Origin of the sequence: Coraliomargarita algicola, assembly GCF_033878955.1 — a bacterium.
GTDB classification, from domain to species: domain Bacteria; phylum Verrucomicrobiota; class Verrucomicrobiia; order Opitutales; family Coraliomargaritaceae; genus Thalassobacterium; species Thalassobacterium algicola.
In genome coordinates, this window is the sequence record NZ_CP138858.1 from 2393949 (window position 1) to 2418140 (window position 24192).

Here is a 24192-nt window from a genome sequence, read left to right on the forward strand (position 1 = left end):
GTGCCCTCGAAATCAACAGTAGCCACTCCGAAATCGACGCTTTACCACGGCGTTTGCACGGAGGCACGTGCGCCGCTACTTCACTCTCTGGCGCAACACGCAACAACAGAGCTCACCCTCGCACTCGTGGCCGACCCGCGCCGCGCCCAAGAATTAGCCGCCGAAGTCGATCGCTATGTTCAATGGTCCATCCACAAGGCCCCCGTGGAAGTGCTTTACTTCCCGGAAGATCCGCCCCCCGACATCGATGCGCAACGACGCGCCGACCGCATATGCGATCGCCTGGCAGTGCTCAGTGCACTGTTGCAAGCTCCCCCGCATAAGCGTCTACTCATCGCCACCCCCGAAGCCCTACTGGGCAACTGCCCCGCGAAAGCAGACTTCGCACAAGGCCAAATCACTCTGGAAGTGGGCCAAAGCCATCCCTTCCGACAATTAATTGACAAGCTCACAACCGAGCTCGATTACGACTCCGAAGCACTTTGCGAACAACCCGGTCAAATCGCCACCCGTGGCGGCTTGATCGACCTCTACCCCTACGATGCGCACTGCCCCTATCGCATCGACTTCTTCGGCGACGAAATCGAAAGCATACGTAGTTTCGACCCCACTACCCAACGCACTCAAGACGACGTCAGCACCATTCGCATCGCCGCCGGCATGCCGAACTCCGATGCCGGTGCGGCCATCACTGAAGGCGCGCTCATTCACTACCTGCCCACAGCAGCCGTGCAATGGATATTCGAAGACCCCGCCGCACTTGTGCGCGAGCACCCCTATCGATTCGAGAAGTTAGCGATTGCTCGTAGCGACCTCACACCAATGACGCCGCCCGGCACTTCACAAGACGCCCCGAGCACGGCATCTCTACGCTCATTTTACCAAGTAATCGCCCAACGCAAGCAACGCGACACGCTGACTGGTATTTGTGAATTGGATACAGACTCCGAACTATTTCGAGACGCCGAACGCATCGAAATAGACTCTGAGCCGACCAGCAATTACCGTTTCCATACCGAGCTGGCACAGATCGGCTACGACCGTTTTGAGTCCGAACAGGATGCTCGCATTAAATTTGAAAACCAAATTGCAGACTGGTCGAGAAAGGGCTTCGCCATCACGTTGATTACTGCCGGCGAGAGCGAGAGCAAACGCATACAAGAACTCTTAAAGGAAAACCCTAAAACCGCGCGCCTCAAGCCACACTTCATACAGGGCACACTTTCTGGTGGCTTCATTTGCCACAACTCTCCCAATTACAAACCGCCCCTCAAAAGCGGTAAGAACGGATTCGCCCTGATCACCGACACCGAGTATTTCGGACGGCGCAGCCGCAAACTGAACCGCCGCGAAGAACGCGCGCGTCCCACAATTTCTCAAGTGGATCAATTGCTCGACTTTACCGAGCTCGCGGATGGGGATCCACTGGTGCATTTGCAACACGGCGTTTGCCTCTTTCGCGGACTCACACAGCTAGAAATACAAGGTGGCTCCAAAGAGGTGATCTCCGTCGAGTTTGCGGAGCAAATGACGGTGCATGTGCCGCTGCAAGAATCGCACCTACTCACCCGCTACGTCGGCCTCACCAAGTCCAGCCCCAAGCTCGCAAAAGTGGGCGGCGCGACTTGGGATAAGACCCGTGCCGCGGCCGAGCGCGCCACACTCGATTACGCAGCAGAAATGCTGCAACTTCACGCCCGTCGCAGTCAAGCGGGCGGCTTTGCATTTCCACCCGACCACCCTTGGCAAAAAGACTTTGAAGCCGCCTTTCCATTTAAAGAAACGCCCGACCAGCTCGCAGCGATCGAAGCCACCAAACAAGACATGGAAAAGCCACAAGCCATGGATCGCCTGATTTGTGGCGACGTGGGCTTCGGCAAAACAGAGGTCGCCATTCGCGCGGCTCTCAAAGCGGTGCTCGCGGGCAAACAAGTCGCCATCCTAGTGCCCACCACTGTGCTCTGCCAACAGCACTTTAACACCTTTTGCGAGCGCATGGCTCAATACCCGATCATTGTCGACATGATCAGCCGGTTTCGTAGCACGAAACAAAATAAAGAAAGCATCGCACACCTCGCAGCCGGTAAGGTTGACATCGTCATCGGCACCCATCGTTTGCTCAGTCACGACGTTCATTTCCAAGATTTGGGACTACTCGTCGTCGACGAAGAGCAACGCTTCGGTGTAAAGCAAAAAGAGCGAATCAAACAGCTACGCGCCGATGTCGACATCCTCACCCTGAGTGCCACTCCCATCCCACGCACGCTCTACCTCGCCATGGCGGGCGCACGTGCCATGAGTGTCATTGAAACACCACCCGTCGACCGCCGCCCCATCGAAACCATTGTAAAAAGCTACGATGAAAAGCTAATCAAATCCGCGATCCAAGCCGAGACCGATCGCGGAGGACAAGTATTTTACCTACACAACCGAGTCGACAGCATTCTAGGCGTCGCCGCTAAGATCGAAGCCATGCACCCCAAGCTCAAAGTCGCCGTCGGCCACGGACAGATGACTGAGGGCGCGCTGGAAAAAATCATGACGAAATTCGTAGCGGGAAAGTTCGACGTGTTAGTCTGCACGACCATCATCGAATCCGGCATCGATATCCCCAATTGTAATACATTGATCATCGAAGGTGCTGACCGTTTCGGACTCGCGCAGCTGTATCAAATCCGCGGGCGCGTGGGCCGCTTCAAACGGCAAGCCTACGCCTACTTATTATTGCACCGTCACGCCGCGGTGGTGGAACAAGCGCAAAAGCGCTTAAACGCGCTCAAACAACACAACCAGTTAGGGGCCGGTTTTCGCATCGCCATGCGCGACTTGGAATTACGCGGCGCCGGCAACCTGCTCGGCTCACAGCAGAGCGGACACATCGCCGGCATCGGCTTTGAACTGTATTGCCAACTACTCAAACAGAGCGTGGCTCGTCTCAAAGGCGATCCGGGAGCCGACCGCATACGAGCGGAAGTAAAACTCGACTTCATCACCACCGGCTTGGGCGGCAGCCGTGCCCGCAGCACCAGCGGCTCCTTTAGCTTTGCCGCGATTAAGGACGCTGAGTATGGCAACCGCAAAGGCGAGCTAATTGAAGCGTCCTTGCCCAGCGAATACATCGCCGAGCCCCGCTTGCGCATCGACTTCTACCGCCGCCTGGCCTTAGCTGAAAAGCTAGAAGACGTGCTCAACATCGCCGAAGAGTTGGCCGACCGCTTTGGCAAGCGTCCCCTGCCCACCGAAGCACTGATCGCCGTCAGCCAAGTGCGCATCCTCGCTGAGCTCGCCGGTGTGCGCCGCGTCGAGAGCGAAGGCGATCGCCTGATCTGCAAGCTCGCCATGCCGGGGAAATCGGGCGAATTCCTAAAGTCCGGCAGCCGTTTCCCGCGGCTCAAAGCCAAAGACCCCATCAAGCGACTCAACGAAATCCAACGCTGGTTACGTAAGCACCCCAAGGCACCAGCTTAGGCCTCGTCTTTTTTCGGCTGGGTGCGCGGCAGCACCAAATTAAGAGCAATGCCACAGATCGCACCGAGCCCGATCCCACTCAGTGAGACAAAGCCTAGGTCCAAGCTCATCCCACCAATCGCACTGACCAAAATCACGGAGCTTATGATCAGATTGCGTGAATCGTTATAGTCGACCTTATGATCCGCAATGGTTTGAATGCCGATACTGGCGATAATTCCGAACAATAAGATCAACACACCTCCAATCACGGGCACAGGGATAGTCGCCAATAAACCGCCCAGCTTAGCGACAAATGCCAATAAGATGGCGAAAAGTGCCGCCCAAGTCATGATGGCTGGATTGAAGGCTTGCGTGATTTTAACCGCCCCGGTGACTTCGGAATAAGTCGTATTGGGCGGGCCGCCCATCGACGCCGCCAGGCAGGTGGCCACACCATCGCCCAAAAGTGTATTCTTAAGGCCTGGCTTTTCCAGATAGTTTTCCTTAGTCGCGCTGCTGATCGCGAGAATGTCGCCGAGATGCTCGACCGCAGGTGCAATTGCAATCGGTAGCATATACAAGATCGCTTCTAAATTAAACTCAGGCGCCGTAAATGCAGGCAGCGCAAATAAGGGCGCACTCGATACCGCCGCAAAATCCACCACTCCCAGCACAACCGAAAGCGTATAACCGGCCACGATGCCGCACAGCACAGGCAGTAGCTTGAACATGCCCCGCCCTTTTAAGATCACCACGATCGTGACCATCAGTGAAAGTAAAGAAATCGACATCGCTTGCGGCAAAGGCACCAGCTCAACGCTACCATCCCCCGTTTTGCCCATCGCCATATTCACCGCAACTGGCGCGAGAATCAGGCCGATGGTGATAATCACGGGCCCCACCACCACGGGCGGCAGAATATAGTGCAACCAGTCCGCACGTCGCAGTCGCACTAAGAAGCTAATTAAAACATAAAACAAACCCGCCGCGATCAGGCCCGACAATGTACCCGGCAGCCCCCAAGTTTGCACACCATACATAATAGGTGCAATAAAGGCAAAAGACGATGCCAGGAAGATGGGCGGCACCTTTTTGCGATTGATACATTGAAAAGCGAGCGTTCCGATGCCTGCCGTAAACAAGGCCACGTTGGGGTCTAAGCCAGTCAGTATGGGCACTAGCACCAGCGCGCCAAAGGCCACAAAAAGAAACTGTAAGCCAATGATGCTATCTTTCAGGCGAAATTTATAGTCGGTTGCTGCCATGGGGCGGAATCATTTGTGCCGCATGGCTGCGCGCGAGTTAAAAAAACCGAAACAAGTAACGAGAAGCACGTTTTGTCGCATGATTCGTGCTACTAATAGATCACACTCACATTTCAACTACTTCTAGGACATGCAGAAATAGCGTTGGACTCGTTCCCCGATTTCGATGCTTTGCCTGTTCATGAAAACTCTACAGAGACTCATTCAAACATCCACACTAGTTAGCATGCTCACGCTTGCGCCCAATTTGCAGGCGGAAGAGGCTCCCCTTCAGGAAGACTCTGGTAGCTGGGCTCCGCAGTGGATCCAGTGGCAAGACTTCAGCCTATCGTACCTCTATGGCGGCAAATACCGCGTCGATGCGGAAGATCAGCAAACCGTCACCTTCGAGCATGTCAGTGCCTGGAGCTTTGGAGACAGCTTCACATTTATCGACTACCTCGATTATCTGGACACAGATGGCGAAGAGTCCGCCTTCTACGGGGAATTCTCCCCACGCTTCAGCTTCGGAAAAATCACAGATCGCGAATGGAGCCTCGGCCCGATTCAGGACGTCTTAATTGCCACCACCTATGAATTCGGCGAAGACGACGTCGAGAGCTTACTCTACGGCATCGGCATCGACCTCGATCTGCCGGGCTTCGACTACTTTCACCTGAATCTCTATTATCGTGACCCGCAAAACACTAACTCACGCGGCTGGCAATTGACACCTTGCTTCGGCTACACCCTCCCATTTGGCCAATCAGAAATCATCATCGACGGCTATATTGATTATGTCTTCGCCTCCGAAAACTCGGGCTACGAAGAAAACCTGCACATCAACCCACAGATCAAATACAACTTGGGCAAACTACTATGGGATGAGTCACAACGCCTCTACGTAGGCGTCGAGTACGACTACTGGAGCAACAAATACGGCTTAAAAGATCTGCCCTTCCGCACCGACCAAAGCGCCTGCAGCTTCCTGCTCAAATACCACTTCTAAACATCGCCACAGCACTCAAGAATCTCGAACCAGTCAAACATGCTAAAATTCTTTAAATTCGGAGAACACAAGACCAACCTCAAGACAGAGCTCATCGCCGGCATCACCACCTTCGCTGCGATGTCTTACATCCTGGTCGTCAATCCGATGCTGCTCGGGAACGCGGGTATGGACCCGCAAGCTGTGATGATGGCAACTGCCATCGCGGCGGCCATCGGGTGTTTCCTGATGGCCTTCATGTCAAACTATCCCATCGCCCTCGCTCCGGGCATGGGGACCAACGCCTACTTCGCCTTCATCATCGTGCTAGGCATGGGCATACCATGGCAAGGCGCCTTGAGTCTCACCTTCTGGAACGGTATCATCTTCCTCGTCCTCTCCGCGTCCGGAGTTCGCAAACAAATCATCGAATCCGTGCCCAAGGGGCTCCAAGTAGGTATCCAAGCCGGGATCGGCTTCTTCATCGCACTACTCGGCTTGAAGGCAGCTGGCTTGGTCGAAGCCAGTCCCGCCACCATCATCACCCATGGAGATTTTAGCGACCCCATCGTATTACTCGGACTGGGAGGCTTATTTGCCATCTGCACCTTAACCGTCTGGCGCGTGCCAGGCGCGATTATCATCAGTATGCTAGCACTCGCGATCAGCGGTCTATTCGTACTCAATCCAGCCAGCACAGAAGGCGCGCCAGAGATGTTGACCACCCTGCCCGAGAGCTTTTTCGCCCTCCCCTCCGGACTCGGCGAAACCTTTTTACAACTCGATTGGTTCTACCCCTTCACCAACCTCGAATCACTGCAAGTACTCTTCGTCCTGCTGATTCTAGATCTATTCGACTCTGTCGGTACCATCATCGGGCTCTCCCGCCGCGCCCAGCTCTTAGATGAGAACGATCAATTACCTCGAGCCAACCGGGCACTGAGCGCCGACGCCCTAGCCACAGTCTGCGGCGCAATGCTCGGCACCTCCACCACTACCTCCTATGTCGAATCCGCCGCAGGGATCGAAGCAGGCGGCCGCACAGGCTTTACCAGCGTAGTGGTCGGCGTTTGTTTCTTAATCGCACTCTTTTGCTATCCATTAATCGCCGCAATTCCCGCCATTGCCACCGCACCCGCTCTCATATTTGTCGGACTACTCATGGGCGAAGGGCTACGACACGTGCCCTACGAAGAATACACCGAACGCGTAACAGCGATCTTAACTGCAATCACCATCCCCCTATTTTTCAGCGTCACCCACGGCATCGCGATCGGTTTCCTACTCTATATCTTCTTACGCGTCACCAGCGGCAAAGCCAAACAACTGCACTGGATGACCTATGCCATCGGCGCGATCTTTTTGCTATTTTACATCATGGAGTGATCCAACTCGACAGAATCACCCCAGCGCCCCCTGCAACGCTTTCCTAAAAGCGAAAGCTAGTGTGCCCACGAATCCCCGCCGCCGCAAGCGACGACACCACACTTCTCAACAACGTAGCGGTCCGCTCGCGGACGCCGGTCTATCGAACTTCAGACGCCCGTCAGCTCACCAACACAAAGAACGCCATTCCCTTCCCTCAAAGCGAGAGCAAGTGCAGCTACGAAGTCAGAGATGCGCGATCTTTCCCGTAGTTTTAATCACCCCCTCAAGTATACACCTACAAAGAAAAGGCTTGCCATTACGTCCCAAGTGTAACATGCATACTGTTACACCAAAAACACCATGTTACCCTTCTCCATACATATTGAGGATGGCGCTCCAGTATCTGAGCAACTCACACAAGCAGTCCGGCGAGCTATTTTGAAAGGCGACTTGCAGGACGGGGATCGCTTTCCGTCTGTTCGCTCACTGAGCGTTGAGTTGCGTATCTCACCGACAACAGCACACAAGGCGGTATCGGTTCTCAAATCTGAAGGCCTACTCGGATCGCAACCAGGCGTCGGCATGGTGGTACGCACAGACGAGCTCCCCTCGACAAATCAACGCCTGGAACAGCTCTCCCCCGCGCTCAAACAAATACTCACCGAAGCCAAATCCTTACAACTAAGCGATGAAATGCTCTGTGCACACATCCAGAAGCTCTGGAAGGAACACAGTTAAAAATCCCCCCTCCGAAAAAACAATGCCAGCGATACAATTCAACAACGTAAGCAAACACTTCAAAAGAGCTGCCGCTGTACAGAACCTGACAATGATGGTTCCTGAAGGACGCATCACCGCCTGCCTCGGCTCCAACGGTGCGGGAAAAACGACGACAATCAAGCTGCTACTAGGACTGCACCATCAAGACTCCGGCAGTATTGAAGTGTTGGGTGAAGACTCTCGTAAACTCTCACGTGCTTCTTTCCAAAACATTGCCTACGTATCCGAAAATCAACTACTCCCACTGTGGATGACGGTTGAGCAACTACTCAAATTTAGCCGACCACTCTACAAAAATTGGGACATCAACTTAGAAGCCAACCTCCTAAAGCGCTTCGAGCTCGACACTAGGCAAAAGTTAAAAAACCTTTCCCGCGGTCAACAGATGAAGGCGGCCTTACTGGCCAACTTAGCCTACCGCCCGAAGCTGGTCGTATTGGATGAGCCCTTTTCAGGCCTCGACCCACTCGTTCGCGATGAATTCATTAAAGGCCTACTCGAGCTCACGGAGGACGAAGGCTGGAGTGTCTTCATCTCCTCCCACGACATTGAAGAAGTCGAACGACTAGCAGACCAAATCGCGATTATCGACAAAGGACACCTCAAACTAAACGAGTCCACCGATGCATTACTATCCCGTTTTAGGGAGGTAGAAATCCGACTAGCTGACAGCGCTGAAGTCCCAGCAGCTCTGCCCGACACATGGCTCAACCCCCAGCAATCTGGGCGTATATTGCGCTTCACTCATTGTGAATGGAAGGATGTATCCAGCATAGAAGAATGCGCCGTCGCCATTAATGGAAAGCTCAGCAGCGAACCCTCATGCCGTACACTGAGCTTACGCGAAATTTTCATTCAGTTAGCTCAAAACTACCGCCTCGACCTGCAATCCTAGCCACTATGAAACTTCTATTTCATTGTCTTAAGCAAGAGATCCGTCAGCATCGAAGCGGACTGGCTCTATTGATCTCGCTGCTAGTCATACACGCATTCGGCCTCACACTAGGTTCCTTTAGATCGATCACGTCGCCATGGTTCTACGATTTCATGGCCTATCTCACCATCGCCATTCAGCTATTGTTTATAGGACTCGCTGCCTATATCGGATACTGCCAATCCTCATTTAGTAAAGAGCGTTACCTCGCAACAGCTCCAGTGCCCACCGTCGCCAATTGGGGCGCATTGTTCACACTGGTGACCCTACTCACTAGCCTATTCTTACTTTCGGAATATTTCATTGCAACTTGCTGGGGGCTACCTAAGGACCAGATCGCTCCCCAATTCGTCCCCTATTTATTTGTCGGCTGGACGACATTACTGTTCGGCTCGCTGTGGGCAACTCCTGCCGCATTAGGCTATGGCTTACTCGTGATTTCGCCTATTTCGTTTCTGGCGACATTGGCATACGCCACTATCGTTGAGAAAAATATTCTCGGGCTATATGACTTCCACTTCACCGCATTCAGCATCGCACTCTTCTTCGGTGTCGCAGTCATTTACCGAGCCGCAACTAAAATACAGCGCCCGCTGCATCCGATACTACTGGCATCCTACGCCATCGTAATATTTTCAAGCCTGCTAATCGCCAGCAATTTACCCCCAAAAATGACAGAGGCGTCCGACAGCATACAAGACGAGGTATTTGCTAGAAAACTAAAAGATAACATTCAGATTTACGGGAGCAGCACGGAGCGTAAAAGCTACGCGCGAGCGCTGAGTGTCGACTGGGATGCGATCAATCAGCCCTATATCGTGGATCCGATCGCACGCACACTCACCGCGAGGCATGCAGGCAATGAATTCTTCCGTGCGACTCAGAAATGGGAAAACAACAATAACGACTTCGGAAGGCGCGTCCGCGAGGTGCAGTATCTACTCAAGCCATCCTTACACCCACAACAGATTCAATACATCAGCGAGCAGTACGCAGGTGAATCTTTTCTAAAGCCTAAGCAGTGGTATAAATTTTTAGACACCATCCCCCTACCAATTGACATTACTGATGGTGATGTCACTTACTCCATTCAGCTCAGCCATAAGATCGCTCAGTTCAAAAAGATCGCCCGCATCCCACTCCAGCTGGGAGCGTCGGTTTCAATAGAGAATGGCACGATCACCTTGGTCCGAGCCGAGCTTCGATACATACAACAATATGGCGCTGGCAACCTTTGGTTCAACATTAGGAGCAACGACGGAACCCCCACAAACCAATGGGACCAGTCACGCACCTATGTGCTACAATCAGACTCGCAAGATATAGCTAGCATTGGAGAGGGACAAGTAAAAGACATCCCCAGCATGGGCCCCTTGAAGCAGTCACTTAGCCGAGTAAAGCTCTACATCAAATCGGCCGACGATGAGCCACTCAAAGTAGAGGAATCATTCATCGATATCTACGAATGGGTCTATCATGGCATCAGCGATCACCCTCCTGTCGAAGTCACAAAATCAGTTTCAGAGCTATTCCCGGTTCAATCAAACGAGGCTCATCCGACTCGGACGTATCCATTACTCCATTCTTCGCAATATTAGGCGCATCCAATCATACACATCTTTGAGAATCACTATGCATACGATATTTCATCTACTGAAATGGCAGATTCGTGAGCACCGCATATTACTATGCGTCAACTCCGCCCTTCTCACCGTTTTGCTGGCAATCCCCTTACTGACCGACTCGAGTGCACTTACCGAGATCACCTTACTGCTAAAAGTTTGCCTACTAGTCAGCTGCGCAGTGCTGTGCACACGTATCACCCATGCACAACCCTACACTGGCAGCGAGTCCTTCTGGATGACGCGACCACTCTCACGGCGCGCCCACCTCGCTTCGCAACTGCTACTACTGAGCCTATTTATTCTACTACCCACACTCGCGGGCATGCTAGCGATGACCATCCATATGGACGGAGAAGCAACTCACTATCTAGCAGCGCTACTTAGCTGGGGCATTTATGTAGGCAGCTTCCTGTTTCTCTTCGCATTGACCTGCACCACATCAACTGCCTCCGGTGCCATCATCCTGATCATCGCAATTTTCACACTGGCGGGCATACTGGGCAGCACCGCCACCAGTAATTTTTCGAATGGCTCGCGCCCAAATCCCGATGCGTTGGTCATCTTAATGCCAACCCTTGGCATCCTGGCGCTCATATGCATCACCGTATTTATCAAACGGATCACTCAAACTAGGATCGTCCTTATTCTATTGGGCGTAGCCATCCTGCCATTATTATCGGTCATTCAGTCTTTCAAGCTCGGCTCCACAGCCGAAGCACACATAGCAAACGCTCCAAAAATTAAGCTTTTAACTCAGCCACCGCAGGAGTTAAACCGCAGCCAATCCAGCTACTATCATCCCCTGCTGCTCACATCCGAAAATCCCCGAAGGGTCACAATTCCCAATCGCCTATCCCTTGAGACTGAAAACGGCACATTCATTCGCAAATATTTCAGGACCAATAACACTCAATTGAACCCGTTGTTTACTGACAAAATCATGGCGGCCTTTCCAGCAGCCGTAGAAGTCGTATCCACAACCAATATAGCACCCTTTTTAAAGGTCGCAGGGAACGAATTTATCGACATACAAAACGAGGTCATTGATTCATTCACCCTCGAAAACGAACGTAGCGCGACCCTTTGCCTGACTGATTATTCGATTCAGCAGATAGGCGCACTCCCACTGACTGCAGATGCAAGTAAAAGTCGATCCGGACTGCGATTCTCGATTCACGCTGTTAAATCCAGCCAACACGGGACACAGGTTCAATACAGCCTGCAACGCAGCATCACCAAGGATATAAATAATAAACAACGTTGGGCAGAGGTGTACATGGCGCTTTACGATCCCCAAAGTAAGCGTCTCATCGTCCAACTCAGCAAAATAGCACACTACCCTTTAACGGAAAAATCGTCCTTAACCACACACCACCAGAGCAATACTTTCAACATTCCGACTGACCTACTAACACCCAGCACCGAGCTACATATTTTCATAATCAAGAAAGAGAAGTATTACTGCATGCCCACCAGCTTGGCTCCAGGCGTCTATTATTCGTCAGTTGAGAGCGCAAGGAAGCCGCCCCCACGAAAACTCTAGTAGTTCAAGTATCGTGACCTCTCGCCAAATTGGCGAAACATTCAAATTATACAAATGCATGCTCTTGCGTCTTTTGCGCCTTTTGCGGCCATTCACTCATCTCTTTAGGTAAAACTCAGGCCACTATCGAAAGCTATGGCAGTTTCGATATACCATGCCAAATACTGCAAAAGTCCGGCTACATTTCATTACGCCGGGACAGGCTTCGTTCGCCAAAACAAGTTATGGACGAAGCCTGGTGCTCCCGGGCAGATTCGAACTGCCATTTGCGGCTTCGGAGACCGCCGCTCTATCCATTGAACTACGGGAGCAAGTGTTGTGCTGGCTAGATTCGCGACTACTCAAGCAGGGTCAACGCGAAAAAGAGTAGATCGCTGCGACTTACGGTGATTTCCAAGCTCACAGGCTAAATGCACTCCAGTGCTGACACTCCTCCCCCCCGGAACAGAGTTCCGAGGCTACCAGGCTGACACTCCTCCGGAACAAAGTTTCGTGGCTATGCATAAAAAAGGCGCTCCCTTTCGGAAGCGCCTTTTGTTTAAATTGCTTATCGCTCTACTTGGCGTCGAGCCAACGAGCGATGCTGAGGATCGTCCATTGCTCCTCATTGCCGCCAATCTTGGTGCTGACAGTCGCGCCTGGCTCTTTACCCAGCAGGGCTTGAGCGAGGGGGGTCTTGTAAGAGAGCACATCGTTGTCGGGATCGCTATCCCAGGCACCGAGAATGGAGTAGCGCTGCTCTTTACCAGTGGAGCCTTCCTTCAGATGAACGATACAACCAATGCCGACGTTGTCGGTGGTGGCTTCAGTGAAGTCGGTGACGCGGGCGCGGGAGAGATCGATCTCCAGCTCACTCTTACGAGAAAGGAGGATGTCTTGATCCTGGCGAGCCATCTTGTATTCGGAATTTTCCTTCAAGTCACCGTGGTCGCGAGCGACTTGGATGGCGATCTTGTTCTCAGGAATCTTGGTGGAAACGAGTTCTTCGTATTCGGCCTTGGCTTCGTTGAAGCTTTCTTGCGATACGATAAGCGCCTCGTCTTCGGAAGTCTCGGCGGCTTGACCTGCGAGGAGGGCTTGGACAGTTGGGAATTGCTTGATGAAACGAGCAAGCAGCGCGATTTCTTGGTCAAATCCTCGAAGCCTTGATTGAGCAAGAGGGTTTGTGCGAGATCGTTGGCGGTCTCGACATTGGCTTCTGCCAACAGGTCGGGAATCAATGTGACGTCGTCGCTGAGCAGATCGGCCAATGGGATGCGGCGCGTGCTGGCATTTTGTAGTGCCTCGTGGTCGATCGCGTAGAACATCGCAGCGAGCAAGCGAGGGTTGACGAGGGGCTCGATGATGGAACCGTATTTCTTAGATGCGCGGTTTTTGACCACCCAGAAAAGAAGTGGGCCCTTGATTGTTTGCTCCTTAAGCCAGCGATCGAGGCAGTAGCTGATGCGCTCCTGCATCTCTTTCTCGAGCATGAAGTTGATACACTCGCTGGTGAATTTACCGCTGGAGTTACGCAGCAGATCTTCGACCATCGCTTGCCATTTCTCTGGATAGGTGCGGCTAATGAGATCGAGGTAGCGCTTGAAATATTGAGCTGGCAAGTTGGCTGCGAGCTCGGAGTAATCGTTGGTGGCATCGAGAATCGAAGCTGAAGACGGCTCGAGTGTTTCGACATCTTCGTGCAGATCGCGGGCCAGATTGTTACGCACCCACACGCCATGCAGACGATCGGCTTGGCTGAGGCTCTTCGCATTGGCGATTGCATCGGTGAGCTCTTCCAAGATGGAAGGCATCTCTTCGCGAACGACAGAAATGTTTTCTGACAGGGCGTAGAGTTTTTCGCCGAGCTCGATTTTTTGCTTCGAGTTCTTAGTGGCGCGGAATTGCTCGAGGATTTCATCCTCTGGTTTCACAGGCTCTTCACGGTAGATGTATGGGTCGCTCTTTTTAAGCGGCACACCGATACGAGGATCTTTGACCAATACCTTCTTGGTGGCGGTCCACCACTTTTTGTATTTAATCGGTCCGATTACACGAGAAAGTCGACGCTCGATCTCTGTCGCCATCATCGCATGATTCTCGTTGGAGGAAATCATCTCACAGATCAAATCCGCCGGACGCTTTTTAATCATTTCCTCAATCACATCTGCTTCGATACGAGAACGTACGAGCAAGTCGTTGGGCAGCAGGATTTCTAGCTTGTCCACGCAAAAAGCAGGAGCCATTGCGTGGCCTTGCTTACCATCTTCAAAGTCGATGATTAAACGGTCGTCCGCAGCGTTATAATCCACAATTTTACCGAACCCCCAGCTACGGTGTAGGCAGTAGTTACCAGTTACCATAAGCTCGAGCTTTGCGCGTTGCGAAGCCAGTTTTGGGTTCTTTTTGATGAGAGCGTCAATGGACTCTTTATTCATAATGATTGCTTGTCTTAGTCGTAAACTATCCACTATGGACAGTTTCCGCGCCAATGAGAAGTATTAAGTTTAGCTTATCCAGAAAGTCCACAACAGGCTGGGATGCTGCTGTACACTTGACAGAAGTGTATCTGTCAGGAGACCGAAAGGCCGACCAATTGTTGGACGAATTACCTATAGAATTTATAGGTGATCGGCGCGCCGCGTGCCAATCACTTTTTTTAGGCGCCCTACGCCATGGGCATCGCACCCAAGCCGCGCTGCAGGGGCTTTTGCGTAAAAAAGCAAGGGCGGGCGTCGAAGCGATACTACTGGTTTCCGGCTACGAGTTACTCGATGCGGACGCGGAGCGACACCCCAAGATCATCCACCACGCGGTAGAGCGCAGCAAGCAACTGATCAACCGTTTCGAACAGGGCTTTCTCAATGCGGTGTTACGCAAGCTGCCCGACGCCCTGGCTGGCATCGATGCCGAACAAGCACCCGCCGCCTACTACAGCCACCCAGCGTGGTTGGTCGCGCATTGGCAAAAGGAATTCCCCGAGAGCTACCGGGAACTGCTGGAATGGAATCAGGAAATACCGGCGACCTACCTTAAAATTTACGACGAGTCCATTCAAGGCCCCGCAGGCCTGGAAGCGACGAATTGGCCGCAGTTTTACCGCATCACGCCCCAAATATCCTGGCAAGTGGACCTCCACCCTCTGCTGAATCAGGGCAACGCCTACATAAAAGACCCATCCACACGACTCGCGCCTGCCCTACTTGCGCCGCAGGCCGGTGAGTCCGTGCTCGACCTCTGTGCCGCCCCCGGCGGCAAAGCCTACGACATGGCCCACGCGATGAAAGGAAGCGGCCTCATCGTCGCCGTGGACCTGCCTGGCAATCGTATCGCCCGGCTCGATGCGAATTTGTCCACCCTGCGCTCCGCAGACTTGCAATGCAAAATTATCAAATCCGACCTACTCGAACTCGACGCGGCGACCTTTGAAGCTCAGGATCTGCCACTGCGCTACGACGCCGTCATGCTCGACGCGCCTTGTTCAAACACGGGCGTCATCCAGCGCCGCACCGACGTCAAATGGCGCCTACGACCGAAAGACATCGCACAGTGTGCAAAGCTCCAACTGCAATTGCTCCACTCCGCAGCTCGATTTGTCAGAGCTGGCGGACGCATTGTATACAGCACCTGTAGTATCGAAGCCGCCGAGAACCAGCATGTGGTGGACGCCTTCCTGAAGAGCAAATCCGGCCAGGCATTTGAGCTCGAAGACTCCGCGCGCAGCCTGCCATGGGAGACCGGCCACGACGGGGCCGGCGCATTTCGACTACGCCGCAACAGCTAAAATTGCACGATGCCCGAATCACTCATAGTCCGCCCGGCCCCCAAAGCACGCCACGTCTTCAGCGCTCAAGGCGAATTACTCGCAGTCCCCAAAGGCTGGGCCCTGTTGCCCCCCGGTGATGCCGCACTTAGCCGACGGATCAAGCAGGACGGCCCCTCTTGGACAGTCAAAGAAAAGAAGGGCCGCAAGGAATTTTCACACGGCATATGGGCCCCGGCACACCGAATCGAAGCACTGCAAGCAGCACGCGAGCTCGAAAAAAAGATCCGGCCTACACAAAAAAACTGGAAGCCGGCCGCACTCGACGTGCTCAAGCGGAACTCGCTTACAGTGAGGATTTCACCCAGGCCTTGCGCGATTACCTGAACTTTCATCCACGCTATGAACTTCTAGCAGGCCGCCTCAGCCAACTCATCGCCGCGCATGCGACGCCAGTCGGCAGTGGCACTGTCGCCCGCACCAAACGCATTCCGATCGAACAACGCGCCGAAGCGGCCACCATCGCCTGGATGCGTCATCAGACCACCGCTTACGATCACATGGACATCCCGCGTGCGAAAGGCGCGCGCCGCGAGGTGCGTCGTATGCTCGCGAAAGAATCGAAACGACTACTGGAATCTTACCGGCGAGGCACTCGTATCGACGTCACCAACTGTCCCCTACAAAAAGCGATCCGATAGCCGCGCGGCACGCAGCAGCGAGGCGTAAGAACCGGGCAAGCAGGCAACGAAGCTGGGGCTACATCTCGCCTAAGACGCGGGCAGCTTCTTGCACGTCCTTATCACCACGGCCGCTGAGATTGCCGATAATGATTTGATCGGGCGACATTTCGCGGGCGCGCTTCATCGTGTATGCGATGCCATGGGAGGATTCCAGCGCGGGCACGATGCCTTCGATGGCACAGAGATCTTGAAAGGCTTGCAAGGCTTCCTGGTCCGTTGCGTAACCAAAATCAATGCGGCCTTTTTCTTTATAATAGGCGTGCTCGGGGCCCACTGCGGCATAATCGAGGCCCGCCGAAACAGAGTGCGTCAGGTCAATTTGTCCTTCAGGGCTCTGTAGTATCCATGTTTTGGCCCCCTGTAACACGCCGAGCTGACCGCCTTCGAAGCGAGCCGCGTGATGTCCACGCTTGATCTCGCGACCACCGGCTTCGACGCCGGTCAGGCGCACGCCTAGATCCTTAAGAAAGGCAAAAAAGATACCGATCGCATTGGAGCCACCTCCGACACAGGCGGCGACTTCGTCAGGCAAACGACCTTCCTTTTCCATAATTTGGCGGCGACACTCCTCACCGATCACGCGATGAAAGTCGCGCACCATCATGGGGAAAGGATGCGAGCCTAGCGCAGAGCCAATGATATAATGAGTGGTGCGGATATTCGTCACCCAATCACGCATGGCTTCGTTTACGGCCTCCTTCAGAGTCTTTTGCCCCGCGGAAACACCACGCACCTCGGCCCCACAGAGACGCATGCGATACACATTGAGCGATTGTCGACGCATATCCTCCTCGCCCATGTAGATGACGCACTCGAACCCCATCTTAGCACACATCGCGGCAGTCGCGATACCGTGCTGGCCCGCCCCAGTCTCTGCGATGATACGCTTTTTGCCCATGCGTTTGGCCAATAGGGCCTGCCCGAGGGCGTTATTGATCTTGTGCGCTCCGGTGTGCAGCAGATCTTCGCGCTTGAGATAAATTTTGGCACCACCGCAATGCTCTGTCAGGCGATCCGCGAAATAGAGATTGGTCGGACGTCCGGCAAACTCACGTAGTTGAAAATCCAGCTCCTTTTGAAACTCGGGATCTTTACGCGCGGCATGATAGGCCTCTGTCAGCTCAAAGAGCGGCGTCATTAAAGTCTCAGGCACATACATGCCTCCATAGGGCCCGAAGTGGCCGCGGGCATCAGGGAGACTAAGTGGATCGACTTCGAGTTCTGGCATGACGGTTTGCATACAATAAATACGGCTGTGAGCGGACGGTTTTGTCAAGCAGGCATGTATCACACCGAAGGCAGGCGCGCTTCAAACTCACCAATATCCTCTGGCGTATCGATGCCGATAGTCGCTTGATCGGTCATGCCGACGTGTATGCGATAACCATGCTCCATGGCGCGAAGTTGTTCAAGTTTTTCAATCTGTTCCAAGAAACCAGGCTCCAGGCCCGAAAAGGCACGAAGAAAATCTGCTTTATACGCATAGAGACCGAGATGTCGATAACAAGGGTTCTGCGCCAACCATGCCGCATCCACTTGGCCCCCGGCATCGCGGACAAAAGGTATGGGCGAACGCGAAAAATAGAGGGCGTAACCTGAGCGATCACGCACCACTTTCACTTGATTGGGATTTGCAAAATCCTGCGGGCGCTCAAAGGGGACAGCTAATGTCGAGATCGCAGCCTCGCCAGAGAGTCCCGCAGCCAGCGCACGGATCTGCTCTCCTGTGACCAGCGGCTCATCGCCTTGCACATTGATCACTGCGGACGCACCAATCGCAGCATTGGCCTCAGCCAAGCGATCTGTGCCACTCGGATGATCGGGACGCGTGCGCACTACATTAAAGCCCGCCTCGCTGAGGCAACGCTCCAAGGCCTCATCATCCACCGCAAAGTAGAGCGGGAACTCAGGCGCGACTGCACGAATACGCTCGGCCGTCCACAATACGATAGGCTTGCCTCGAACAGGATGCAGCAGCTTTTGAGGAAAACGTGTCGAAGCGAGTCGAGCAGGCACAATAATAGAAGGTGTCTTTGACATATCGCCTAACATCATCATGAAACTTTGCCAATGAACAAGGAAATCAGTGCAAGCGATGCGGCAATTTTACGGGCAAATGATCCCCAAACAGTCTTTCTCGATGTGCGGGAAGACTCTGAACTGGCGATCTGCCGTATCGAGGGCGCACTCCACATACCAATGGGCGAAATCCCGGAACGCCACAGCGCTCTGCCCCAGGACGTGCCTTTGATTGTATTATGCCACCACGGGATGCGCAGCATGAATGTAATCCAATACCTCCGTGCAAAAGGCTTCGACAACACCATTAACTTAAGCGGCGGCATCCACGCTTGGGCGCTCGAAGTAGAGCCTGAGATGCGTCGCTACTAGCAGCGCATTGATGAAGAACTACTTCGAGGTCATCACGTAGGCCCCGTCCCAGTTTGCCGGGCCACCGGACCTCAAAAACTCTCGGCAACGTGCCGCAAGCAGTGTTGAGGGCGTCGTCGGCGCAAAGTTGCGAAAGGGCTCATCGAGCTCCGATGCCTCAAAACCTTTAAGCGCAGCCTCCCAGTCCCCCTTAAAGTAATCTAGCAAAGCCGCCTCGTAGGTCGCTTTACAGGCAGCGCTCTGCGCAGTAACGACCGAGTCCTCCCAAAGTTCATACATTTCAACAGGCTGACGACGTCCCTTCACGACCACCCGATCCAGCTTACGATAATTCAAGGCGGTGCCCTCCACCAGCGCGGCCTTCAATGTCGTCTCCGTAACCATGGTATACACACCGTAAATCTTCGCCCCACTTTCGCATCGCGCGGCTAAATTAACCGAATCCCCCATCATGGTGTAATTAAAGCGCATCTCGCTCCCCATGTTTCCAATCACGGCACGGCCGGTATTGACACCGATACGCGTGCGCATACTCAACACGCTCTCAGGCCATTGCCCCGACTCAGCCCACTTCACACGTAAGGCAGCGTGACATTCCTGCATCTGCACAGCCGAAACGCAGGCCCGCGAAGCATGATCCTTCACTGGCACTGGCATGCCAAACATTGTGACGATTGCATCGCCAATATATTTATCCAAAGTGCCCGATTGCAACTGGAAGACTTCTGTCATGGCGCCGAGGTATTCATTCATCAAAGAAACCAATTGGTGCGGGCTCAATTCCTCAGACAACGCGGAAAAACCTTCCACATCCGAAAACAACGCGGTGATCTCGGTATCGGTGCCGCCCAACTGTGGGTCACGCTTCGATTCCACCATTTCATCGACCAACTTCGGGGCCACATACGCCCCAAAAAGCGCTTTGATACGACGACGTTGCCACTCTTCAGAACCGAGCTTGAGCAAGACCACAGACACAATCGCGGTCAAGGACGAGCCAATAGGCACCAGTAAGGGCAATATCCAATTAAACAGTGCAAAGGCGACAAATACCCCTCCCCCGTATGCGAGCAATAGCAACAACGAAAACATGCGCCGCGCACCACTGTTATATGCCAATAAGGACACCGAGAGAGTGAGCATACAGACGATCGCCACACAACTGACATGCCCCGCTCGCGTGATATAAGCTTCATTCTGGATGGTATGGTAAAGATTGGCATGCAGCCCGACCTTGGGCACTGGCTCGCGATTAAATGGCGTGGGCGAAATATCTTTAAGCTGCGGGTCCACCGGGCCGACAAAAACGACTTTGCCCTGAAAACGCGCGAACCAAGCCTCCAACTCCGCCACTTGCGCAGCCTCCCCTGCGGCTGCAGCATCCGACAGTGCGTCGGCCTTGCGTAAGACTGTCTGCATACTCACATGATTCTGCCCCCCGGAGATCTCCCAGCCCTCAAACCAGTTCACTTCAATCGACTGCTGCTCAACTAGCGGAATCCGTCTAAAAATCTCACCGTCTCGACGAATCGTTAGCGCCTCTGCGCTGATCTCAACTGCGTCTTCATTTAATCCATGGGCAATCAGAAAGGTCTCTAAGCCCAGCGTAAAAATCGTCATCTCATGCTGCTTAGGATAATGTTTAACCTCAAATCCATCCAAATCCGTCAGCACCACAACATCCCCCACGACATCGATATAGGGCTCGTTCATGAAATGCGCCTTATCCCGCAGCACTCCGTCCATCAAATGGAAGCTATAGCGTGGACTATTTAATTCGACAAAGCCTGGCACATAGTAAGGCACCACGCCACCACTCAAAGCTTCATCGACATTGGCCAAGCCCAAACGCCCCAGCTCAAAATCTATAATCGGATACGTAGGTGCTTCGGGAAAAGGCGAAAGCTCTGGATCGTAAACCCCATTACGAATCAAAGGCAGTTCCGAGGCTTCCTCCGTCAACGCTTGTATCGCCCCCGTGTAAGCGGCGGCCAGCACGACCCGGTCGGCATATGCTTTGACAGCCCTCCCAAGGTAGGCGTCCCCCTCACGCGCTCGATCCCAATCAAGCAAAGAGCCACCGCCAAACTTCGAAAATATAATATCTACGCTGACGGCCTGGGCAGCTCCCGGCCCCAACAAGGCATAGAGCAAAACCCCAAACTCGCGCCGATCCCAGGGCCGATCGCCCATATAAGAAACAGTCTCCGCATCTAAATCGACATAGACGATCGGAGCAGTCGACTCCAGCTCTCCACGGGCCAGATAGCGCCAACGTAGTGTCTCCTGCTCAAGCCCATTCAAGACGCCAGAAAGCATTAACAGCAGCCATATTGTCACCGAGAGCGCGATCAGCCCCAGAGACATCAGTAACTGCTTTGAAATCTTCACGAGCTTACTTAAAACAAATCTGCCTGGTAGGCCGATGGTGGCTTCAATTCCCCTCGGAACGGCGTGACAGGTGCGGGCTCATCTGCATACTCGATAACGATAGGCCGACGCGTCATCTCAGTTTTTCGCCTGGCAGGCACTGCGGCGGATTGACGGGCCGCTTGATCTATAGACTGCAAATGATCCAGATACTGCGCCAAGTCATTCACTGCCTTGGCATGCTGGTCCAAGATCACCTTAAAGCGTTGAATTTGCTCCAAAGAGCGGTCCGTTCTCTCACCGATCTCAATCGAGGGCGTGGCGCGCGCGCCAGCTCCCGCCAGCCGCTGCCCGGCACGTAAAGTGTATTGCTGCCCTTGCAAATCAGTAAAACGCACACGGCCATCGCTACAATTAATGGTGAAGTCAAAAATTTGGCTGCGAGGGTCGAATTCTATACGCATTTGCCAAAGCGCCCGCTTAACAGTCAGACGTCCAAGCGGGGTCTCGATCAAACACTGCGAAGCTTCCAGCATATTCCGGTTATCAACAATAATGTCGCCCGATCGGAAGTTAACGATCATCCGACTTTGCCCCGTCTCTGTTTCTGCCGACTCCCAAATGTCCACATTGGGCATCATCTGCTCAAAGCGCTCAATTGAAAAACTGCCCTCTCCTTGAAAATAAATACGAGTCCGATTTGAAGTGCTCAAATAGGCAGCAGAGCCGTATGCAGCCTCGCAATCAATGAGCCCCGGCTCGGAGACTGGCACCTGCTCCGCAGTCAGCATCACGGGCGCTCCCCCGAGCTTCTTCAGTGCTACTTCACCCGAGACTTGATGCAAGGTAATCGCACCACTGACCCAAGTCTCCGCACCTAATGGAGACGCTAGAGGAAGCAGCACGACTGCAAGAACTTTTATAAAATGTGTCACTGTTATAGAATGAGAAGTTTCTGCTGTAAGCGACGTGCCGCCGCATTATTAGGATTGATTTCCAATGCACGCTGTACCGTGGCCAAGGCCTCATCGCGTCGCGTATTCATGGAGCTCAAATAAGCCGCATAATAATAATGAGCATTACTATTGTTCGGCGCGAACTCAAGCGCCTTTAATAAGGCAGATTCAGCCAGTTGGGCTTCACCATAAAAAGCTCGCGCGACTCCAAGTTGAGCCCAGCTCTTCCAATAATCAGGGCTCATCTCAACGCCGCGCTCTGCACATCGCACCGCGCGCTCAGCTATCTTTTCAAACTCTGCGGGGCTCCTAAAATACAATTGGCACACCGCCGCACTCAATCCGATCCAAGCGTCGACATTCTCCGAGTCCGCGACTACGGCGTCCTCATAGCGCTCAATCACCCGATCTAGCAAAATAGTATTCCCCGACACATGCACCCGCATATCCACAACATGCTCCAACTGCTGACGCGCACGCAATTCCAAAGCCTGCGACTCAAGTTTAGTCGCGCCCAATATGTAAAAAGCCCCCCCGCACAAGTCGCCAACAGAAGATAACAAATGCGATGAAGCCAGTGCTCCGGCAGTGTCAGGCGACGATTGAAACTGCTCTTCAACAATATCGCAAAAGCAAGAACCCCATAAAGCGTCAAAGCGGGCACATAGAAGACAAAGCTCGCCCCCATGCACAAAGCAAATGCGAGCGAGACGGACAACCCGAGCGACAAGAAGAAACGCTGCGGCGGCATAATAGTCCCCTCCGCACCACGCAGCTTCACAGCAAAGGGCTCATTGCGCCAACGTCTCCAAGCCTGAAAAAACACATATAGGCAGGGCAGGCCAAACAAGAGCGCCCCCACAATACCTAATTGGCTCAAGACCAAAAGATAATCATTGTGCGGGCTAAGCGGCGACTCTGCCAGCGCCACCCGAGGGCTTTGCTCAAAAGCTGCACCAAATCCGCCCGCCCCAATTCCAACAACTGGACTCTCTCGAAACAAAGCCAGCGACTCTCGCCAGAGAACTAAGCGTACGCCTTCTCCGTCGCCCGAGATCACCCCATCCAATTCCTCCTTGAAGACCGGATGGTTAAGCAGCAGCAGGGTAAAAATAACCGAGGCCGTAAAGATGCCGATCACGGAAAACAGAAAGCGTCGCTTGATACTACGAAAACAAAACCACGGCACGATGGCTAAAATCACAAACGACAAAATGGCTGCCCAAAGCGATTGTGTAAACGCAACTCCGGCCAGAAACATCAACGCAATATAGAAAGACAATAAGCGCAAAATCCTGGGCAAACGCCTGACAGCCGCGACAATCAACAGCAAGGGCAACAGCAAAAGCAAAAAAACTGCAAACGAATTGGGGTCTGCAAAAACTCCTGTCGCACGTCCCAAAAAGACTTCGTTGAGCTCCAAACCGTAATCAGTCATGGCACTCACAATCCGATCAGGACGTTGGAAGAATTGATAGAAGCCGTTAAAAACTGCAATCGTTGCAGGTGACAGGCTCATAAGAATCAAAAGCCACAAGTGTGCGCGAGTACGCACATTATTAGCAATTACCCACAAGATAATAAAGGCCTCCAGGGCATAGATCATCTCATACCAACCACGCCACGGCACCGGCGAGAACCACAAAATACTGGCCAGCATCCAGAGTAATCCAGGAACCAACCAGAACGGATACTGACTCAAACGCTTCGGCGACTCCCGATCCACCGCAAGCCACAAACCATGCAGAAACAGTAGCACAACATACAAAGGCAGCAGCGCCAAATGTGTATCTGGACGCACCCCTCCAAGTGAAACGGTGGTCAAAAAGAAGATCAGCCCCAGACACAGCGTAACAAGCCAGTCGACAAAATTCCCCCAACTCACACGTCCGAAAAATGCGATGTTACCGTTTTTATCAATAATAGTGGCCATAGAGAATGAAGAGCTCGTCAGTTAAATTCCAAATCAGCAGGCAATACAGTGAATCCAACAAGGTAAACTCATATTTTAGCCTAAGACTTGAACCCGTGGACAAACTAGCTTTGTTTGTACAATCC

General features: G+C 53.2%; 18 protein-coding genes, 1 tRNA gene and 1 pseudogene. 10 read left to right on the top strand and 10 right to left on the bottom strand.

Annotation, left to right across the window (positions count from 1 at the left end; genetic code table 11):
• The gene (mfd, locus tag SH580_RS09515) at window positions 1-3468 is read left to right on the top strand and encodes a transcription-repair coupling factor (protein ID WP_319834760.1); all 3468 of its coding nucleotides are present in this window, start codon (window positions 1-3) and stop codon (window positions 3466-3468) included.
• Here mfd and SH580_RS09520 read toward each other — a convergent pair.
• Window positions 3465-4715, bottom strand: a complete 1251-nt coding sequence (locus SH580_RS09520; protein WP_319834761.1) for a uracil-xanthine permease family protein — start codon at window positions 4713-4715, stop codon at window positions 3465-3467. The two genes, mfd and SH580_RS09520, sit on opposite strands and share 4 nt — an antisense overlap.
• Window positions 4716-4896: 181 nt before the next feature.
• Between SH580_RS09520 and SH580_RS09525 the strand changes: the two genes are divergently transcribed.
• The 6 genes from SH580_RS09525 (at window position 4897) to SH580_RS09550 (ending at window position 11932) form a co-directional block, all read left to right on the top strand.
• Window positions 4897-5703: an outer membrane protein OmpK gene (locus SH580_RS09525; protein ID WP_319834762.1), complete on the top strand. Its 807-nt coding sequence runs from the start codon at window positions 4897-4899 to the stop codon at window positions 5701-5703.
• Between the two features lie 39 nt (window positions 5704-5742).
• On the top strand, window positions 5743-7068 hold the full coding sequence (locus SH580_RS09530) for an NCS2 family permease (protein ID WP_319834763.1): 1326 nt from the start codon (window positions 5743-5745) through the stop codon (window positions 7066-7068).
• Between the two features lie 342 nt (window positions 7069-7410).
• Window positions 7411-7788, top strand: a complete 378-nt coding sequence (locus SH580_RS09535) for a GntR family transcriptional regulator (protein WP_319834764.1) — start codon at window positions 7411-7413, stop codon at window positions 7786-7788.
• 91 nt (window positions 7789-7879) lie between these two features.
• Entirely contained in the window at window positions 7880-8725 is an 846-nt protein-coding gene (locus SH580_RS09540; RefSeq protein ID WP_319834765.1) for an ABC transporter ATP-binding protein, read from the top strand.
• A 5-nt stretch (window positions 8726-8730) separates the two neighbouring features.
• Complete coding sequence (locus tag SH580_RS09545; protein WP_319834766.1) at window positions 8731-10362, top strand: hypothetical protein; 1632 nt, start codon at window positions 8731-8733, stop codon at window positions 10360-10362.
• 34 nt (window positions 10363-10396) lie between these two features.
• The gene (locus SH580_RS09550) at window positions 10397-11932 is read left to right on the top strand and encodes an ABC-2 transporter permease (RefSeq protein WP_319834767.1); all 1536 of its coding nucleotides are present in this window, start codon (window positions 10397-10399) and stop codon (window positions 11930-11932) included.
• A 236-nt stretch (window positions 11933-12168) separates the two neighbouring features.
• Here the strand turns inward: SH580_RS09550 and SH580_RS09555 are convergent.
• The 3 genes from SH580_RS09555 to SH580_RS09565 all read right to left on the bottom strand — a co-directional run bounded on the left by SH580_RS09555 (window position 12169) and on the right by SH580_RS09565 (window position 14349).
• Window positions 12169-12243, bottom strand: a tRNA-Arg gene (locus tag SH580_RS09555).
• 244 nt (window positions 12244-12487) lie between these two features.
• Window positions 12488-12961 carry a GreA/GreB family elongation factor gene (locus SH580_RS09560; protein WP_319835002.1) on the bottom strand — a complete coding sequence of 158 codons (474 nt, stop codon included), beginning with the start codon at window positions 12959-12961 and terminating at the stop codon, window positions 12488-12490.
• Window positions 12847-14349 (bottom strand): hypothetical protein, encoded by a 1503-nt coding sequence (locus SH580_RS09565; RefSeq protein WP_319834768.1) that lies wholly within the window; start codon window positions 14347-14349, stop codon window positions 12847-12849. The genes SH580_RS09560 and SH580_RS09565 overlap by 115 nt, the downstream gene beginning before the upstream one ends.
• A gap of 53 nt (window positions 14350-14402) precedes the next feature.
• On the opposite strand from SH580_RS09565, the gene SH580_RS09570 reads away from it, so the two are divergent.
• Both SH580_RS09570 and SH580_RS09575 read left to right on the top strand, forming a co-directional pair.
• Complete coding sequence (locus SH580_RS09570; protein WP_319834769.1) at window positions 14403-15695, top strand: RsmB/NOP family class I SAM-dependent RNA methyltransferase; 1293 nt, start codon at window positions 14403-14405, stop codon at window positions 15693-15695.
• 9 nt (window positions 15696-15704) lie between these two features.
• Window positions 15705-16375: pseudogene (locus SH580_RS09575) on the top strand (DUF2293 domain-containing protein).
• A 58-nt stretch (window positions 16376-16433) separates the two neighbouring features.
• Here the strand turns inward: SH580_RS09575 and trpB are convergent.
• Both trpB and kdsB read right to left on the bottom strand, forming a co-directional pair.
• Window positions 16434-17645: a tryptophan synthase subunit beta gene (gene trpB / locus SH580_RS09580; RefSeq protein ID WP_319834771.1), complete on the bottom strand. Its 1212-nt coding sequence runs from the start codon at window positions 17643-17645 to the stop codon at window positions 16434-16436.
• 59 nt (window positions 17646-17704) lie between these two features.
• Window positions 17705-18457 carry a 3-deoxy-manno-octulosonate cytidylyltransferase gene (gene kdsB / locus SH580_RS09585; RefSeq protein ID WP_319834772.1) on the bottom strand — a complete coding sequence of 251 codons (753 nt, stop codon included), beginning with the start codon at window positions 18455-18457 and terminating at the stop codon, window positions 17705-17707.
• 30 nt (window positions 18458-18487) lie between these two features.
• On the opposite strand from kdsB, the gene SH580_RS09590 reads away from it, so the two are divergent.
• Window positions 18488-18808 carry a rhodanese-like domain-containing protein gene (locus tag SH580_RS09590; protein ID WP_319834773.1) on the top strand — a complete coding sequence of 107 codons (321 nt, stop codon included), beginning with the start codon at window positions 18488-18490 and terminating at the stop codon, window positions 18806-18808.
• 18 nt (window positions 18809-18826) lie between these two features.
• Here SH580_RS09590 and SH580_RS09595 read toward each other — a convergent pair whose 3' ends face one another.
• The 4 genes from SH580_RS09595 to SH580_RS09610 are packed head-to-tail and all read right to left on the bottom strand — an operon-like array spanning window position 18827 to window position 24067.
• Window positions 18827-21199 carry a CHASE2 domain-containing protein gene (locus tag SH580_RS09595; RefSeq protein ID WP_319834774.1) on the bottom strand — a complete coding sequence of 791 codons (2373 nt, stop codon included), beginning with the start codon at window positions 21197-21199 and terminating at the stop codon, window positions 18827-18829.
• Between the two features lie 8 nt (window positions 21200-21207).
• Window positions 21208-22113, bottom strand: coding sequence for a hypothetical protein (locus SH580_RS09600; protein ID WP_319834775.1), 906 nt, complete (start codon window positions 22111-22113; stop codon window positions 21208-21210).
• Window positions 22114-22115: 2 nt separating this feature from the next.
• The gene (locus tag SH580_RS09605; RefSeq protein WP_319834776.1) at window positions 22116-22550 is read right to left on the bottom strand and encodes a tetratricopeptide repeat protein; all 435 of its coding nucleotides are present in this window, start codon (window positions 22548-22550) and stop codon (window positions 22116-22118) included.
• A complete protein-coding gene (locus SH580_RS09610; RefSeq protein WP_319834777.1) occupies window positions 22544-24067 on the bottom strand; it encodes an O-antigen ligase family protein in 1524 nt (507 codons plus the stop codon). The genes SH580_RS09605 and SH580_RS09610 overlap by 7 nt, the downstream gene beginning before the upstream one ends.
• Window positions 24068-24192: the final 125 nt, after the last annotated feature.